The organism is Streptomyces sp. NPDC044064, assembly GCF_056434245.1.
In genome coordinates, this window is the sequence record NZ_JBWKFN010000037.1 from 17811 (window position 1) to 34755 (window position 16945).

A 16945-nucleotide genomic window follows, 5' to 3' on the forward strand; every position below is an offset into this window, starting at 1 on the left:
CGAATCCCGCCCATGGAACCGCTCCCGGCAGGCAATTTGAGCGTTGGATTTTCCAACTATCTCAGACCGTCCAGGACGGTTCCAGTTCCACGATGTCACCGGAGAGAGCGGCGATGTCCGCCTCCGTCTGGGCGCGCAGGGCGAGGCGCTCCACCCGCTCGGTGCGGTACTTGCCGTGCTCGGCCGCCGACCGCCACATGGACAGGACCAGGAACTCGTGCTCGGGTGCCTCGCCGAACATGCCCCGGATCATGCCGGGCGAGCCGGCCATCGCGGGGTTCCAGACCTTCTCCTGCATGAGGGTGAAGTGTTCGACGCGCTCCTCGTGCACCCTGCAGAGGGCCACACGGATCAGATCCGAGTCGGTGAACCGGGGCTCGAAGCCCGTCTTCACGTCGAAGCGGTACTCGAACAGCTTGACCTGGGCGTCCTTGAACGTGCCGGACTGGGCGGCCGCCAGGCGGTCGTGGGAGCGGGCCATGAAGGAGTCGTAGAAGGCACGGCTCTCCCAGAAGGCGAAGATGTGCGCCACTCCCGGCCGCTGCCGGCTCCAGCCGCCACCCTGCCCCCGAAACCCCGGCTCCCCCAGAAGCCCCGCCCATTTCCGCTGCCCCCGCTCGAAGCCGCGGCGGTCCACCACGGTGCAGCGAATCCACTTGACCAGCACCGCGCCATCGTAAGGCCACCGGGCGTGGCGTCGGTCACGCTCCGGCGAAGATCGCCCGCGCATACGCCCCCGCGCGCGTGGCACGATGAACAAGGAACCCCGACTTCAAGGCAGTTGGGGATGAAGGATCTTCAGGGGGGAAGGGGAAGCCCGGTGACCGGCTTCAGCAAGGGAAACCGCAAGATCGAGGTCGCCCTCAAGTGGGACCCCAGTCCGACGGGTCAGCCGCCCACGGACCTCGACGTCGTCGCCGCGACCTTCGTGTCCGGTGACCCGTACGGAACTCCGGCCTATCTGGTGCACTACGACAGCCGATCGCCGGACGGCACGATCTTCCTCAACCGGGACAGCACGGACGGCAAGGGATTCGGCTGGGACGAGGTGATGACGCTCGAACTGGACCGGCTCGACAGCCGGTACGCGCGCGTGGTGATCGGTGTCGTCATCCAGCAGCAGTCCGGTCCAAGGACGTTCGCCGACGTGCTCAATCCGGCCATGCGTGTGCGTGAGGGCTACACCGTGCTCGCCGAGGACGAATTCGGCTCGGTTCCCGGGGCCACGGCGGCCACGATCGCCGAGTTCGCACGAGACGAGTCCGGCGGGTGGAACTTCCGCGCCGGTGTCCACGGCTTCGACGAGGACCCGGCGACCTTCACCCGGGTCATGGGCAGGGCGCACCGGTCCTGACGCTCAGGCCGTGTAGGGGGCCACGATCGCGAGCGTCCGGGCCAGTTCCCCGAGGACGGCCTCTCGGTGGGTGGGTGAGCGCGGGGGCTCGTCGGTGTTGCGCCTGCTCAGCCCCCGGTCGGCCAGGAGGTAGAGCATCCGCAGCGTGCGCATGGCGTTGGAGGCCCAGGCCGGCACCGGGCCGGGCTCACCGGTCCGGAAGGCCGCCGCGACCGGGGCCAGCCAGCGCACCGAGTCGGCCTCGGTGAGGTCGGGGTGGCAGAGGATCTGCGCGAGCGCGTAGGCGAGGCGGTCGTCCTCCTGCGCGTCGAAGAGGTGATCCGTGGGCGCCACCAACCGGACGGCGGCCAACTCGGCCAGCGGCTGCGGTGGCTGGCCGGGGTGCCGGGCGAGTACCGCCAGGAGATCCGCGCCGTGGGCGACGGCGTGCACCCAGCCCAGGGCCGGGTCGTGGCCGCGCAGATCCGTTTCCGCGGGGTACCAGTCCGCGAAGGCGTCCCACCACTGCGGCTGCCAGTCGCCGGCCTCCACGATCCGGGCCAGGACGAGCGGCGCGAAGCTGCGCGCCTGCACGGCAGGGTCCTTCAGATGAAGGGCCATACGGTCGCCGAGCCGGACACGCTCCCCGGAGCGGAGCGCTGGTGTCCAGCGGACGGCCGCGAGGTAGGCGCCGTCGTCGCGCACCACGGGATCGGGTGAACGAAGGTCCTCGGCCAAGGCGTCGAGAGCCATGGCCCGGTCCGCCTCGGAGAGGTCGCGGATGTCGGCGTCGTACCGCTGGGGTGTGGTCATGAACGGAGGCTACGGCGCTCCGCGCACCCCGGAGGAGCAACCGCAAAAGTAAGGGGCGCCGACCCATGGCCGGCGCCCCTTACCTCAGAAACCGCGTGTCATCAGCTGCAGCCGCTGGTCGAGCCGCAGCCCTCGCAGATGTAGCAGGAGCCGGCGCGCTGCATCTTCGTGCCGCAGGAGAAGCACAGCGGGGCGTCGGCCTGGATGCCCAGCTGCATCTCCACCAGCTCGGCGCTGGTGTGCGCCTGCTTCGTGGCGGGCTTGGCCACCTCGACCTCGGCCTTCGGGGCGGCGACGGCCTTCAGCTCCTGGGCGCGCGGCGCCGACTGGGCCAGGCCCTCGACGTCGACCTCGTCATCGTCGATGGACTGCTCGTAGGAGCCGGTCTCCAGGTGACGCTGACGCTCTTCGGCGGAGTGGATACCGAGCGCGGAGCGCGTCTCGAAGGGCAGGAAGTCCAGCGCCAGGCGGCGGAAGATGTAGTCGACGATCGACTGCGCCATCCGCACGTCCGGGTCGTCCGTCATACCGGCAGGCTCGAAGCGCATGTTCGTGAACTTCGAGACGTACGTCTCCAGCGGCACGCCGTACTGGAGGCCGACGGAGACCGCGATGGAGAAGGCGTCCATCATGCCCGCGAGAGTCGAGCCCTGCTTGGACATCTTCAGGAAGACCTCGCCGAGACCGTCGTCCGGGTAGGAGTTGGCGGTCATGTAGCCCTCGGCGCCACCGACCGTGAAGGACGTGGTGATGCCGGGGCGGCCCTTGGGGAGACGCTTGCGGACCGGGCGGTACTCGACCACCTTCTCGACCGCGGTACGGATCGTCTCCTCGGCCTTCTCGGTGATCTCGGCCTTCTCCTCCTCCTTCTTCTTGGCGGAGAGCGGCTGGCCGACCTTGCAGTTGTCGCGGTAGATCGCGAGCGCCTTGACGCCGAGCTTCCAGGCCTCGTAGTAGATCTCCTCGACCTCCTCGACGGTCGCCGTCTCCGGCATGTTGACCGTCTTGGAGATGGCGCCGGAGATCCAGGGCTGGATCGCGGCCATCATGCGGACGTGGCCCATCGGGGAGATGGCGCGCTCGCCCATGGCGCAGTCGAAGACCTCGTAGTGCTCGTGCTTGAGGCCGGGGGCGTCGAGCACGTTGCCGTGCTCGGCGATGTGGGCGACGATTGCCTCGATCTGCTCCTCCTGGTAACCCAGGCGGCGCAGGGCCTGCGGGACGGTGCCGTTGACGATCTGCATCGAGCCGCCGCCGACGAGCTTCTTGAACTTCACCAGCGCGAGGTCGGGCTCGACACCGGTGGTGTCGCAGGACATCGCCAGACCGATGGTGCCGGTCGGGGCGAGGACGGACGCCTGGGAGTTACGGAAGCCGTTCTGCTCACCGATGCGCAGCACGTCCTGCCAGGCCTCCGTGGCGGCGGCCCACACCGGGATGTCCAGGTCGTCCATGCCGACGGCCTTGCCGTTGGCGTCGGCGTGCTGCTTCATGACGCGCTTGTGAGCGTCGGCGTTGCGGGCGTAGCCGTCGTACGGGCCGACGACCGCGGCCAGCTCGGAGGAGCGGCGGTAGGCCGTACCCGTCATCAGGGAGGTGATGGCGCCGGCCAGGGCGCGGCCGCCGTCCGAGTCGTACGCGTGACCGGTCGCCATCAGCAGGGCGCCGAGGTTGGCGTAGCCGATGCCGAGCTGGCGGAAGGCGCGGGTGTTCTCGCCGATCTTCTGCGTCGGGAAGTCCGCGAAGCAGATCGAGATGTCCATCGCGGTGATGACCAGCTCGACGACCTTCTGGAAGCGCTCGGTGTCGAAGGACTGGTTGCCCTTGCCGTCGTCCTTGAGGAACTTCATCAGGTTCAGCGAGGCCAGGTTGCAGGACGTGTTGTCCAGGTGCATGTACTCGCTGCAGGGGTTCGAGCCGTTGATCCGGCCGGACTCCGGGCAGGTGTGCCAGTGGTTGATGGTGTCGTCGTACTGGATGCCCGGGTCGGCGCAGGCCCAGGCGGCCTCGGCCATCTTGCGGAAGAGGGACTTGGCGTCGACCTCCTCGATGACCTCGCCGGTCATGCGCGCACGCAGGCCGAACTTGCCGCTCTGCTCGACCGCCTTCATGAACTCGTCGTTCACACGGACCGAGTTGTTGGCGTTCTGGTACTGGACCGAGGTGATGTCGTCGCCACCGAGGTCCATGTCGAAGCCCGCGTCACGCAGGGCGCGGATCTTCTCCTCTTCCTTCACCTTGGTCTCGATGAAGTCCTCGACGTCGGGGTGGTCGACGTCGAGGATGACCATCTTGGCGGCCCGGCGGGTGGCGCCACCGGACTTGATGGTGCCGGCGGAGGCGTCGGCACCGCGCATGAAGGAGACCGGCCCGGAGGCGTTGCCGCCGGAGGACAGCAGCTCCTTGGACGAGCGGATGCGGGAGAGGTTCAGGCCGGCGCCGGAGCCGCCCTTGAAGATCATGCCCTCTTCCTTGTACCAGTCGAGGATCGACTCCATGGAGTCGTCGACGGACAGGATGAAGCAGGCGGAGACCTGCTGGGGCTGCGGGGTTCCGACGTTGAACCAGACGGGGCTGTTGAAGCTGAAGATCTGGTGCAGGAGGGCGTAGGCCAGCTCGTGCTCGAAGATCTCGGCGTCGGCGGGCGAGGCGAAGTACTTGTGGTCCTCGCCGGCCTTCCGGTACGTCTTCACGATGCGGTCGATCAGCTGCTTGAGGCTGACCTCGCGCTGCGGGGTGCCGACGGCACCACGGAAGTACTTGCTGGTGACGATGTTGACCGCGTTCACCGACCAGAAGTCGGGGAACTCGACGCCACGCTGCTCGAAATTGACCGAGCCGTCGCGCCAGTTGGTCATGACGACGTCACGGCGCGCCCACTCGACCTCGTCGTACGGGTGTACGCCGGGGGTGGTGTGGATGCGCTCGATACGCAGCCCCTTGGTGGCCTTGGTGCCCTTCGCTCGGGAACCTCGTGCCGGACCGCTCGCCGTCTCTGTCATGCCGCCTCCCTCTACGGGCTAAAACGCCCTGAAGTGCCACGATGTTCCCGTGACACGGTGTTCTGTCTTGTGTTGCGGGCACCCTCGGATACGCCCGCAACAGGTCTTCGGTCGCCGCTTCCCGGCCGGAACCCGGGTCTCCGTCCGGTTCCGGCCCGCCGGTCAGTCGGCGGCGTGGGCGGGCACGGGAACCTGGGTGGTCCCTCCGGGCCCGCGATGGTCTTCCTGGCTCCCCGCTCCCGCGCCTTCGTCGTCCGCGGCGGGGCCGCGCGTCGCTTCTCTCAGCTCCGCGATGGCGGCCTCGAAGTCCTCGAGCGAGTCGAACGCCCGGTAGACGGAGGCGAATCGCAGATAGGCGACGAGGTCGAGCTCCTGCAGGGGGCCGAGTATGGCCAGGCCCACATCGTGGGTGGTCAGCTCGGCGCTCCCGGTGGCCCGCACCGCCTCCTCGACCCGCTGGCCCAGCTGGGCGAGTGCGTCCTCGGTGACAGGCCGCCCCTGGCATGCCTTGCGCACGCCGTTGATGACCTTGGTACGACTGAATGGCTCGGTGACTCCGGACCGCTTCACCACCATGAGCGAACACGTCTCCACGGTCGTGAAACGACGGGAGCAGTCCGGGCACTGGCGGCGCCTGCGGATCGACGTGCCGTCGTCGGTCGTACGACTGTCGACCACGCGGCTGTCGGGGTGCCTGCAGAAGGGGCAGTGCATGATCTCCAACCCTCCTCACAGCAGACTAAACAGCCCCCAGAGGCCTCTGGGGCCTCTCGAAGCAGCCCCAAGCATAGGCGATCGCGGAGGCCTCTCAGACCCGGGGGACCACAACTTGTGGGCTGCTGTAGCAATCCAACCACTAGATGTGGGGATTGGCTGATACATCGACAGCTCGCGCGTGTCGCAGACGTGCCCCCCCGAACGGCCCAGTCGGCCCGCCACCTGTGAAAACACGCGCGCACGGACGTACCGCGAGGACACTTGCGGAGATAGCGTGGGCGCCGCACGGAGGACGCGTAGGGCTCCGGCACAGAAGGGACCCGGATCCCGGTTGACGGGGTTCCGGGTGGCAGACTGGGGAAGCAACCCACGAGGTGATCCGCCCCGGCGGTGAAGCGTACAACAATGGGCGCTTTTGTCTGCCAGAGGTCGCGTTAGCCCATACACCCGGACACATGATCGCGTCAGGCGAATCGCACTTTTTCACTCGAACGTGTGTTTGGCGCAACCTTTCGAAAGCAACTACCGTTGTCCAGCAGGGAGACCATCGAGAGGGGCCGACGTGACCACCACCGCAGACAGTGCCACCATCACTGCCCAGGACCGCTCCCAGGGCCGAGTCGAGCCGGTACATGCGATGAACGAAGCCACGAATCCCGAGGGGCACAAGCGCTCCCTGCCGGGCCGACCTCCAGGCATCCGGGCGGACAGTTCCGGACTCACCGACCGGCAGCGCCGGGTGATCGAGGTCATCAGGGACTCCGTGCAGCGACGCGGTTACCCGCCGTCGATGCGCGAGATCGGCCAGGCCGTCGGGCTCTCCAGCACGTCCTCGGTCGCGCACCAGCTGATGGCGCTGGAGCGCAAGGGCTTCCTGCGCCGCGACCCGCACCGCCCGCGCGCCTACGAGGTGCGCGGCTCCGACCAGGCCGTGACCGTGCAGCCCACCGACACCGCCGGCAAGCCCGCGGCGTCGTACGTCCCGCTGGTCGGCCGCATCGCCGCCGGTGGCCCGATCCTCGCGGAGGAGTCGGTCGAGGACGTTTTCCCTCTCCCCCGGCAGCTCGTCGGCGACGGCGAACTGTTCGTCCTCAAGGTCGTCGGCGACTCCATGATCGAGGCCGCGATCTGTGACGGCGACTGGGTCACCGTCCGCCGTCAGCCCGTCGCCGAGAACGGCGACATCGTGGCGGCCATGCTGGAAGGTGAAGCCACCGTCAAGCGCTTCAAGCGCGAGGACGGCCATGTCTGGCTCCTCCCGCACAACTCGGCCTACGAGCCGATCCCCGGCGACGACGCGACCATCCTCGGCAAGGTCGTCGCCGTGCTGCGGCGCGTGTGACCGCTGCGGCGGACGGGCCGGGCGGCCCGCTCCCTGACCGGGCCCCGGGACCTCTGCGCCGGTTCCGGGGCCCTGTTCGTTCGGCTCCGCCCAGAGTCGCCGTACGGCCCACCTGGCCCTATCGGTCCAGGTGGGAGAGATTCACTGGGCTTCCGTCTGCTTCGCGGCCGCGTCGATCGCCGCGAGCGACTTGCGCACCTGGTTGCGGTCCGTGGTGTACCAGAACTCGGGCAGTGACGCCTTGAGGTAGCCGCCGTACCGCGCGGTGGCGAGCCGCTGGTCGAGTACGGCGACCACACCGCGGTCCCCGGAGGCCCGGACGAGACGGCCGGCGCCCTGGGCCATGAGCAGGGCCGCATGTGTCGCGGCCACCGCCATGAAGCCGTTGCCGCCCGCCTCCTCCACCGCCTTCTGGCGGGCGCTCATCAGCGGATCGTCCGGGCGCGGGAACGGGATCTTGTCCATGACGACCAGCTGACAACTGGGGCCCGGCACATCGACACCCTGCCACAGCGACAGCGTGCCGAAGAGGCAGGTCTTGGGGTCGGCCGCGAAGTTCTTGATCAGCTCGCCGAGGGTCTCCTCGCCCTGGAGCAGTATCGGGAACTCGGGGATCCGGGAGCGCAGCTCCTCGGCGGCGAGCTGGGCGGCCCGCATCGACGAGAACAGTCCGAGGGTGCGGCCCCCGGCCGCCTGGATCAGCTCGGTCAGCTCGTCGAGCATGTCGGTGCGATCACCGTCCCGCGCGGGGCGGGCGAGATGCCTGGCGACGTAGAGGATGCCCTGCTTGGGGTAGTCGAAGGGCGAGCCCACGTCGAGGCCCTTCCAGACCGGGAGATCCTCGCCCTCCACACCCTCGGGCCCCAGCCCCAGGGAGGCACCCACGCCGTTGAAGTCGCCGCCCAGCTTGAGGGTCGCCGAGGCGAGGACGACGCTGCGGTCCGCGAAGAGCTTCTCCCTGAGCAGCCCGGAGACCGACATGGGGGCGACACACAGGGAGGCGCCGAACCGGTCGTGGCGCTCGTACCAGACGACGTCCCACTCGGAGCCGTTCAGGACCCGCTCCGCCACGTCGTGGACCGTCTCCACCGAGGCCAGCGCCTGCTTGCGGACCGCGTCCTCGTCCTGGACGGACTTGTCACGGGTCGCGCCGATCGCGGAGATGACCGTGCGGGCCGCGTCCCGCAGCGCCATCAGGGCGTAGCCGAGGTCTTCCGGGATCTCCTCCAGACGGCCCGGCAGTGCCAGCTCCATCACCCGCTCGAAGCCCTCGGCGGCGGTCTGGAGCTGGTCGGCGGCCTTCTCGTTGACGAGCTTGGCGGCTCGGCGCACGGCACGGTTGACCTGGCCGGGTGTGAGTTCGCCGGTGGCCACGCCGGTGACGCGGGAGACCAGCTCGTGCGCCTCGTCGACGATCAGAACCTCGTGTTGCGGGAGCACCGGTGCGCCCTCGATGGCGTCGATGGCCAAAAGCGCGTGGTTCGTGACGACGACCTCGGCGAGCTTGGCACGCTCGCGGGCCATCTCCGCGAAGCACTCGGCGCCGTAGGCACACTTCGACGCGCCCAGGCACTCGCGGGAGGACACCGACACCTGGGACCAGGCGCGGTCGGAGACGCCCGGCGTGAGGTCGTCCCGGTCGCCGGTCTCGGTCTCGTCGGCCCAGTCCCGCAGGCGCAGCAGGTCCTGGCCCAGCTTGCTGGTGGGAGCGGCGGCCTCGAACTGGTCGAAGAGCCCGTCCTCCTCGTCCTGCGGCACGCCCTCGTGCAGGCGGTGCAGGCACAGGTAGTTCGACCTGCCCTTGAGCATGGCGAACTCCGGGCGGCGGCGCAGCAGCGGGTGCAGGGCGTCGACGGTGCGGGGCAGGTCCCGTTCGACGAGCTGGCGTTGCAGCGCGAGTGTGGCCGTGGCGACGACCACACGCTCCCCGTGCGCGAGCGCGGGCACGAGATAGCCCAGCGACTTTCCGGTGCCGGTGCCGGCCTGGACCAGCAGATGGGATCCGTCGTCGATCGCCTCGGCGACCGATTCGGCCATGGACACCTGGCCGGGGCGCTCCGTACCGCCGACGGCTGCGACAGCGGCATGCAGGAGTTCGGGGAGTGAGGGCTTCGTCATAGCCCGACCACCCTACGGCCCGGCACTGACAAACGGGCGATCAAGGCTGGTACGAGGGGTGGGATCACGGCCGGGGCTCCTGGGACGGGGCGGAATCGGGGCGGGGGCGGGCGGCGCGTACGGCTCGTTCGGCGGGCTCCGGAATTCGTTCCGGGCAGCGGGAACCACAGCGGCCCGCCGGACGTACAACATGTGAACGCTCCGCCACACAGCGTTACATCAGACCGCGCAGGACTCGGTCCCGGATCATGAGGGCGGCCCGCTTGCCGGGCAGGTCGACCTCGGCCTCGAACCGAAAGCCTGCGCTCAGGAAGGCGGCCACGGAGGGGGTGTTACGAAGATCGGGCTCCGCGACGACGCGGGCGCAGGCCGGGCGACGGTCGAGGACCAGATCGGCCACGGCTCTGAGCAGGGCGGATCCCAGTCCACGCCCTCGGTCGGCGGCGCCGCCGATGAGGAGGTGGATCCCGGTGTCGTGCGGACGGGCCGGGTAGTGGCGGGCCAGTGGATCCAGGTCCGCCCGGTAGATCTCCCAGTAGCTCATGGGGGTGCCGTCCAGCACGCCCAGGCAGGGAGTGCTGCGCCCGTCGCCGTCGATCTGGGCGCGCAGGTGGCTCTCCGTCTGGTTGTGGGCCCCGGCCAGCTCCCAGAACGGGGCGACAGCGGGGTCGTTCATCCAGCGCCGGACGAGCGGCAGATCGTGTTCGAGACGCACCGGCACCAACTGGAACATGCCCACGGGTGTGGGGTTCGGCCCCCAGGTGGGGATGTGGTCGAGCAGGTCGTCCAGGCCGTCGGCGAGACGAGGCTCGGCGAACCGGGCGATGAACTCGTCGGGCAGGCGCAGGTCCAGCGTGTCCTCGCCGTCCCCGAAGGACGCGGTGTCCCCGGCGCCCTTGCCCCAGGCGCCGTCGCCCCCGGTGCCCCGGAAGTCCCAGGGGCCGGTGTCGCCCGGGTGGAGGGGGACGGAGCCGGTGCCGGTGCCGGCGCTCGCGTCGGTGGGAGGCACGGAGCGCTCCTCTCAGGAGACGAAGGGGGGCATGGCCCTCGGAGATGACGGAAGACGGTGCGTGCGTTCAGGAGTGAAGGGGGTTGGCGATGGTGACGTAGACGGACTGGGTGTCGACCGGGCCGACGAGTTCGTCGAGGCCGTGCAGCCTGGTCAGCAGGTTGGCCTTGCAGCGCAGGGTGGGTGAGTCGAGGAGGAGGCCGGGCAGCGAGGAGCGGGGGGCGACGGGGCCCGAGGCGACGTCGGTGAGGAAGCGGCGGAACGCCGCGAGGAGCAGTCGCTCGTCGGCGAGGCGCTGGGAGCCGAACGCACCGATCAGGCCGAGCACGTTGTTGATGGCAAGGTAGTACGCGAAGCGCTCGTCGGTGACCTCGTCCGAGACGAACGTGTCGCTGTGCTCGCCGATGCCGGGCAGCCGGGCATCGAGGTCGGCCCGCCGGGACTCGCGGAAGTAGTAGCCCTGGTTGTCGCGGTAGCGGCCACCGGCGGGCCAGCCGTCGCGGTCGAGCAGGAGCAGCGTGTTCTGCTGGTGGGCTTCGAGGGCGATGCCGGCTTCGCTGTCCAGCCAGAGCACGGGGCGGACGACCTGTTCGAGGTAGCGCAGGAACCACTCCGCGGCTACGGCTCCGACGGGCCGGCCGGTGCCGGCGGACAGCCGTGCGACGAGCTGGGCCAGTCGGGAGCGGTGGAGCCAGGGGCCGTGCGTCGCTGCGGCGTTGGTGCCGGGTTCGATGAGGGGCCGGGGTGAGACGAGACCGGCGACGCAGCCGACGTCGTCGGCCGGGGCGAACGGGTTGTGCCTGATCACGACGTCGAGGCCGGGCACGGGGCGGCCGTCCGGGTCGTCGACGGCGAGCCAGGCCGGGTCGCGGACGATGTCGAAGCCGGGATGCACGGCCTGCCACTGCTTGAACAGGCCGCCGCGCAGCAGCCGGTGCACCTCGACTCCGCGATGGAGTTCCTTGCGCAGGTTCTCGCGCCGGGAGTTGGTGATGCGCAGTCCCAGCGACAGCTTGAGCATCGCCGGGGCGCCGGACTGGTGGACGGTGCGCACGGAGGAGGTGGGGTGCCAGTCGCAGCCGAGCGGACCGAGGTCGCGGAGGGCGCCGGAGTCGAGCAGGGCGGCGACCGGTTCACGGTGCCGGATCTCGCGTGCCTGCCAGGGGTGCAGGGGCAGGGCGCAGTATTCGTCGGGCAGCGGCAGGGCGGTCCCGGCGAGTCGTTGTGTGAGGTGGTCGGCGGGGACGGGACGTCCGCGCTCGGTCCAGGCCGAGTCGGTCGCGAGCAGAGAGGGGGCCACAGCCATCCAGTGCAGGGGGAAGGAGCCGCGCAGCTCCGGCGAGTACACCAGGGCCTCGGTCTCGGTCAGGCCTTCCCGGCTCTTCGGGGTCGGATGCAGAGGGTGTCCGAGGAGAAGGGCCTGCTCGGCGCCGAGGAACAGGTCGGGGCCGTCCGCCGGTTGTGTGCGGCGGTCGCGGATGAAGTTCGCGGTGCGGCGCAGAGAGTCGGCCACCCTGGCGACCAGGTCGGCGCCGTCGTCGGGGGCCGTGGGCTTCGATGTGCTTCTGCCCTCCCTCTCCCCGGGTGTCTCCCTGGCAAGCAGCGCTGCGAGGGTGACGGCGTCGACCGGTGGGGCCGTTTCGGGGGCGTCGGCGAGGCGGGGTGGCCCGAAGCGGTGCCAGCCCGTCGGGGACCAGTGGCGGATCGGTGCGATCAGGGCGGTGCCGCTACTGGGCAGGGGGATGCGCAGGGTGTTGGTCGCGGGGGCGGCGAGGTTCGTCTCCCGTACCCAGCAGCGCAGGAGGCTTTCCACGGCGGCGGCCTGGGCTGCGGTACGGGGGTCGGGGTCGTCCAGCGGATCGGCGCCGGGCTCTCCCGCTCGGGTGCCGTCCGGGGTTCGCCTCTTCTGCGGGGGTACCGAATCGGCGAGCGGCACCGGAGAGGGCTGGGAGCCGGAGTCACCTTGGTCGTCGGGGCCGCCGGACCTGCCGTCGGGTGTGGGGGTGGCGTTCAAGACGGCTCCTCGGGGCTGGTCTGGGGTGTGGCGGGGCTGGTCTCGTTCGGTCGGGCGCGCTCGGTCGTCGTGCCGTGGTCGATGGGGCGCCCTGGTGGCGAGGGCGTGGGGCGCAGGCGGTGTCGGGCTCTCCGGCTGCGGCGGTGCGGGCGCCGGTGCGCGGTGTCTAGCCGGTGCCCTGCGCAGGGCCGTCCGGCCGACGCTGACGGTGGCCGCGGTCCTGCTGACGGCGGGTCGCGGCGGCCACCGCGTCGGCGAGGCGGTCCAGTACCGCTGCCGCCTGCTCGTCGCTGATGGTCAGCGGCGGAAGGAGCCGTACGACACTGTCGTGGCGGCCGCCCAGCTCCACGATGAGGCCGCGGTCGAGGCACTCCCGCTGGACGACCGCGGCGAGTTCGGCGTCCGCCGGGCGAGGCGCGCGGGCGGGTTCCAGCCCGCTCGTCGTGACGTGGTGGTCTTCGACGGAGGGGGTTGCACCCGGCCCGGTCCCCTTGCCCTCCGGGTCCACCAGTTCGACGCCGATCATCAGGCCGCGGCCCCGGACGTCCCCGACGCAGGGGAACTCCGACTGCAGTCCGCGCAGTTCGGACAGCATCCGGGAGCCGAGGGCGGCGGCCCGCTCGGCGAGGCCGTTCTCTCGGACATGGGCCAGGGTGGCGGTGCCCGCGGCCATGGCGAGCTGGTTGCCGCGGAAGGTGCCCGCGTGGGCGCCGGGCTGCCAGACGTCGAGGTCGTCGCGGTAGACGACCACGGCGAGCGGGAGGCTGCCGCCGATGGCCTTGGACAGGACCATGACGTCGGGCGTGACTCCGCTGTGCCCGACGCCCCAGAAGGCGCCGGTGCGGCCGACGCCGGTCTGGATCTCGTCGGCGATCAGCGGGACGGACCGGTCGGCCGTGATCTGCCGCATTCGGCGCAGCCAGTCGTCCGGCGCCGGGATCACCCCGCCCTCGCCCTGGACGGGTTCGAGGATCATCCCGGCGGGCAGCGGCACGCCCGACTTGGGGTCGTCGAGGAGGGACTCGGTCCAGCGTGCGGCGAGTTCGGCGCCGGGCGGGCCTCCGACGCCGAAGGGGCAGCGGTAGTCCTGCGGGTAGGGCAGGCGGGCGACCCGTACGTCGCCCGCGCCGCCGGAGGCGGCCAGGGCTCCGGAGGTCATGCCGTGGTAGGCGCCGGTGAAGGCGAGCATGCCGGTGCGCCCGGTCGCGGCCCTGACCAGCTTGAAGGCGGCCTCGACCGCGTCGGTGCCGGCCGGTCCGCAGAACTGGACGCGGGCGCGGTCGGCGAGCCCGGGCGGCAGGGTGCGGAACAGTTCGGTGATGAAGGCGTCCTTGACGGGGGTCGCCAGGTCGAGGACGGAGAGCGGGGCGCCGGATTCGAGGACGCGACGGATGGCTTCCAGCACGACCGGGTGGTTGTGGCCGAGGGCGAGCGTTCCGGCGCCGGAGAGGCAGTCCAGGTAGCGGCGGCCGTCGGCGCCCTCGATGGTCATCCCCCTGGCCCGCACAGGCACGATGGGCAGGGCGCGTGCGTAGGTGCGCGCCGCGGACTCGCGCGCCGACTGGCGCCTGAGGATCCCCTCGTGCACGGCACGCGCTCCCCCGTGCGCCCCTTCAGCCACCGACTCGGTCACGGCCACGGCTCGCTGTCCTCCCTGCTGTCCAGAGGCGAGTTGATCCACGGGGACCGGGCACAGGCAGCAGGACCCCCACCGCTACCAACAGCTCACGGGCCTGCGGGTTACGGGTTGCCTCAAGATCCTTGCCGTGACGGAACTGTTGCGCTTCCGTCGGAAGTCACCCACAGCGAGCGCATAGTGTGTGGTCCCGTTCCCATAAGGCCGTGAGACCGGCATGAACTCCGAGTGAGTTCAGGGCCGGTGCCGCAGCCGAAGCGCCTAGTTCCTTTACAGCAGGGGGAGTCAAGACCATGCGATCCATACGGCCGTCGTTCACCGTTCGCCGCGGGAGGGGTGCGCCCCGCAGAACCTCCCCCGTGCTGGCGGCGGTCGCCCTCGCTTCGGCGCTGGCCCTGACCGCCACCGCCTGCAACGGCGACGACCACGCCGACGGCAAGCCGACCGCAAGCGCGACGGCGAACGGGACCGGCGACGGAAAGATCCAGATCCCGGACGACATCAAGGACAAGCTCAAGCAGCACGGGATCGACATCGACAAGTGGAAGAACGGCGCCTGGAAGAACTGGAACAGGGACGACTGGCTGCGCGAGGCCAACGACTTCATCAACCCGATCATCAAGGGCCTGTGGGACCCGGACCGGATGCGGGGCGCCAACGACCCGGACAAGGACAAGGGTGTCGACGACAACGACATCTCCGGTGACCAGGGCGTGACCGACCCGACCCCGGCGCCGGTGAAGGCACAGGCGGTCCGGCCGCCGTACCACACCAGCGCGGCCACGTCGGGCAAGGTGTTCTTCGACTCCCCCGAGGGCACCATGGTCTGCTCGGCGACGGTCGTGCAGGACCCGGCGCACCCGGGCAAGTCCAATCTCATCTGGACGGCGGGGCACTGCGTGCACGCCGGCAAGAGCGGCGGCTGGTACCGCAACATCGCCTTCGTGCCGTCGTACAACAACGCGGCCAAGTCGGCGGACCAGCTGCAGAACGCCGCCAGGGAAGAGGTCGCGCCGTACGGCGTCTGGTGGGCCGACGGTGCGAAGACCTCGCAGCAGTGGATCGACCAGGGTGGTGAGACCGGTGGCAACGGCGCCTCCTACGACTACGCCGTGATCCATGTGACGCCGGAGCAGGGCAACGCCGGCAAGTCGCTGGAGGAGACGGTCGGCGGCGCGCTTCCGGTGAACTTCAACGCGCCTGCCGTGCCGCAGGTGCGGAGCATCACGGCGACCGGCTACCCGGCGGCGGCTCCTTACGACGGCCAGCTGGCGTACCAGTGCCAGGACAAGCCGGGCCGGCTGTCGATCAACAAGTCGGACCCGACGATGTACCGCATCGGCTGCACGATGACCGGTGGCTCCTCCGGCGGCGGCTGGGTGGAGACGGGCGCGGACGGCAAGCCGGCGCTCGTGTCCAACACGTCCATCGGCCCGGTGACTTCGGGCTGGCTGGCGGGTCCCCGACTGGGTGAGGTGGCCAAGGGCGTGTACGACTCCGTCAGCAAGAAGTTCGCCGGACGGTAGGTCCGCGGGCACAGTCCGGGCACGGGCGGCGGCAAGGTGTCTCACAGGAACCTTCACCGTCTCGCCGCCGTCCGTCCCCAGTCCCACGGGCATAGTGGGATGTCATCAAAAGCTTCAACGGGGGTTATCGCACCAATGCGTTCCGCACGTAGGTCCTCGACGGGCCGCCGCCGTACCGTCCTTGCCGCGACCGGCCTGGTCGCCGCCCTGGCGCTCACCGCCACGGCCTGCAACGGCTCCGACGACGACAAGGCGGGCGGCCGGGCCGGCGCTCCGCAGGCCGCCGGCGACGACGGCAAGGTCCACATCCCGGACGACATCAAGGACAAGCTCAAGAAGCACGGCGTCGACGTCGACAAGTGGCAGAACGGCGGCTGGAAGAACTGGGACAAGGACAAGTGGCTCAGTGAGGCCAAGGACTTCGTCAACCCGGTGATCCAGGGTCTGTGGAAGCCGGAGCGGATGAAGTCCGCCAAGGAGGCCAACAAGACGCTGTCCACCAAGGACGCCGCCGCCGACCAGGGCGTCAGCGACCCGGAGCCGCGGCCGGTCGAGGCCGTGGCGGAGAAGACGCCGTACCACCGGAACGCGGCCCCCGTGGGCAAGGTCTTCTTCGACTCGCCCGAGGGTGCGATGGTCTGCTCCGGCACGGTGATCAAGGACGTCAACCACCCGGGCAAGTCCAACCTGGTGTGGACGGCGGGCCACTGCGTGCACGCCGGCAAGGAGGGCGGCTGGTACCGCAACATCGCCTTCGTGCCGTCGTACAACGACCTCGGCAAGCCGGAGTCGGAGCTGGCGAACGCGAGGACCTCGGAGGTCGCGCCGTACGGCACCTGGTGGGCGGACTGGGCCTCGACCTCGAACGAGTGGATCCAGGGCGGCTCGGAGTCGGGCGGCTCGGGTGCGCCGTACGACTACGCGGTGCTGCACGTGAAGCCCGAGTCCGGGGCCAAGTCGCTGGAGGAGACGGTCGGGGCGGCCCTCGACGTCGACTTCTCGGCGCCGTCCGCGACCGAGGTGTCGACCATGGGCGCCTGGGGCTACCCGGCGGCGCCGCCGTTCAACGGGCTGAAGATGTTCAAGTGCCTCGACCGGCCCGGCCGGCTGTCGCTGAGCTCGTCGCTGCCCACGATGTACCGGATCGGCTGCACCATGACCGGCGGCTCCTCCGGCGGCGGCTGGTTCCGTGTGGTGAACGGCAAGACCGAGCTGGTCTCGAACACGTCGATCGGCCCGACGAACAACACCTGGCTCGCCGGCCCGCAGCTGGGCCAGGAGGCCCGGGCGCTCTACGAGAGCATGAGCAAGACGTACGGCGGTCGCTGACCGCGCACAGCCGGAAGGGAGGGGGGGGGGGGGGGGGGGGGGGGGGGGGTGGGGTGGGGGGGGGGGGGGGGGGGGGGGGGGGGGCGGGGGAGGGGGGGGGGGGGGG

The 16945-nt window shown here is 70.3% G+C and carries 12 protein-coding genes; 4 read left to right on the plus strand and 8 right to left on the minus strand.

Features of this window, described 5'->3' with window-relative positions; genetic code table 11:
• Positions 1-61: 61 nt before the first annotated feature.
• On the minus strand, positions 62-667 hold the full coding sequence (locus AC07DS_RS39850; protein WP_145882960.1) for a YdbC family protein: 606 nt from the start codon (positions 665-667) through the stop codon (positions 62-64).
• 120 nt (positions 668-787) lie between these two features.
• Between AC07DS_RS39850 and AC07DS_RS39855 the strand changes: the two genes are divergently transcribed.
• The gene (locus AC07DS_RS39855; RefSeq protein ID WP_479153625.1) at positions 788-1354 is read left to right on the plus strand and encodes a TerD family protein; all 567 of its coding nucleotides are present in this window, start codon (positions 788-790) and stop codon (positions 1352-1354) included.
• Between the two features lie 3 nt (positions 1355-1357).
• Here the strand turns inward: AC07DS_RS39855 and AC07DS_RS39860 are convergent, their stop codons facing one another.
• The 3 genes from AC07DS_RS39860 to nrdR all read right to left on the minus strand — a co-directional run bounded on the left by AC07DS_RS39860 (position 1358) and on the right by nrdR (position 5862).
• The gene (locus AC07DS_RS39860; protein ID WP_479153627.1) at positions 1358-2146 is read right to left on the minus strand and encodes a DUF2785 domain-containing protein; all 789 of its coding nucleotides are present in this window, start codon (positions 2144-2146) and stop codon (positions 1358-1360) included.
• A 101-nt stretch (positions 2147-2247) separates the two neighbouring features.
• Positions 2248-5148 (minus strand): vitamin B12-dependent ribonucleotide reductase, encoded by a 2901-nt coding sequence (locus AC07DS_RS39865; protein WP_479153629.1) that lies wholly within the window; start codon positions 5146-5148, stop codon positions 2248-2250.
• A gap of 162 nt (positions 5149-5310) precedes the next feature.
• Positions 5311-5862 carry a transcriptional regulator NrdR gene (gene nrdR / locus AC07DS_RS39870; protein ID WP_479153631.1) on the minus strand — a complete coding sequence of 184 codons (552 nt, stop codon included), beginning with the start codon at positions 5860-5862 and terminating at the stop codon, positions 5311-5313.
• Positions 5863-6427: 565 nt separating this feature from the next.
• On the opposite strand from nrdR, the gene lexA reads away from it, so the two are divergent.
• Positions 6428-7207, plus strand: coding sequence for a transcriptional repressor LexA (lexA, locus tag AC07DS_RS39875; RefSeq protein WP_094216449.1), 780 nt, complete (start codon positions 6428-6430; stop codon positions 7205-7207).
• A gap of 141 nt (positions 7208-7348) precedes the next feature.
• Here lexA and AC07DS_RS39880 read toward each other — a convergent pair whose 3' ends face one another.
• The 4 genes from AC07DS_RS39880 to AC07DS_RS39895 form a co-directional block, all read right to left on the minus strand.
• The gene (locus tag AC07DS_RS39880; protein ID WP_479153635.1) at positions 7349-9325 is read right to left on the minus strand and encodes an ATP-dependent DNA helicase; all 1977 of its coding nucleotides are present in this window, start codon (positions 9323-9325) and stop codon (positions 7349-7351) included.
• Positions 9326-9539: 214 nt separating this feature from the next.
• Positions 9540-10334, minus strand: coding sequence for a GNAT family N-acetyltransferase (locus AC07DS_RS39885; RefSeq protein WP_479153637.1), 795 nt, complete (start codon positions 10332-10334; stop codon positions 9540-9542).
• Positions 10335-10401: 67 nt separating this feature from the next.
• Positions 10402-12348, minus strand: coding sequence for an IucA/IucC family protein (locus AC07DS_RS39890; protein ID WP_479153639.1), 1947 nt, complete (start codon positions 12346-12348; stop codon positions 10402-10404).
• Positions 12349-12514: 166 nt separating this feature from the next.
• A complete protein-coding gene (locus AC07DS_RS39895) occupies positions 12515-13987 on the minus strand; it encodes a diaminobutyrate--2-oxoglutarate transaminase family protein (protein WP_479153641.1) in 1473 nt (490 codons plus the stop codon).
• A gap of 290 nt (positions 13988-14277) precedes the next feature.
• Here AC07DS_RS39895 and AC07DS_RS39900 point away from each other — a divergent pair, with 290 nt between their 5' ends.
• Together AC07DS_RS39900 and AC07DS_RS39905 are read left to right on the plus strand one after the other, a co-directional pair.
• Positions 14278-15510: a trypsin-like serine peptidase gene (locus AC07DS_RS39900; RefSeq protein WP_479153643.1), complete on the plus strand. Its 1233-nt coding sequence runs from the start codon at positions 14278-14280 to the stop codon at positions 15508-15510.
• A 135-nt stretch (positions 15511-15645) separates the two neighbouring features.
• Complete coding sequence (locus AC07DS_RS39905) at positions 15646-16839, plus strand: trypsin-like serine peptidase (RefSeq protein ID WP_479153645.1); 1194 nt, start codon at positions 15646-15648, stop codon at positions 16837-16839.
• The last annotated feature ends 106 nt before the right edge of the window (positions 16840-16945 follow it).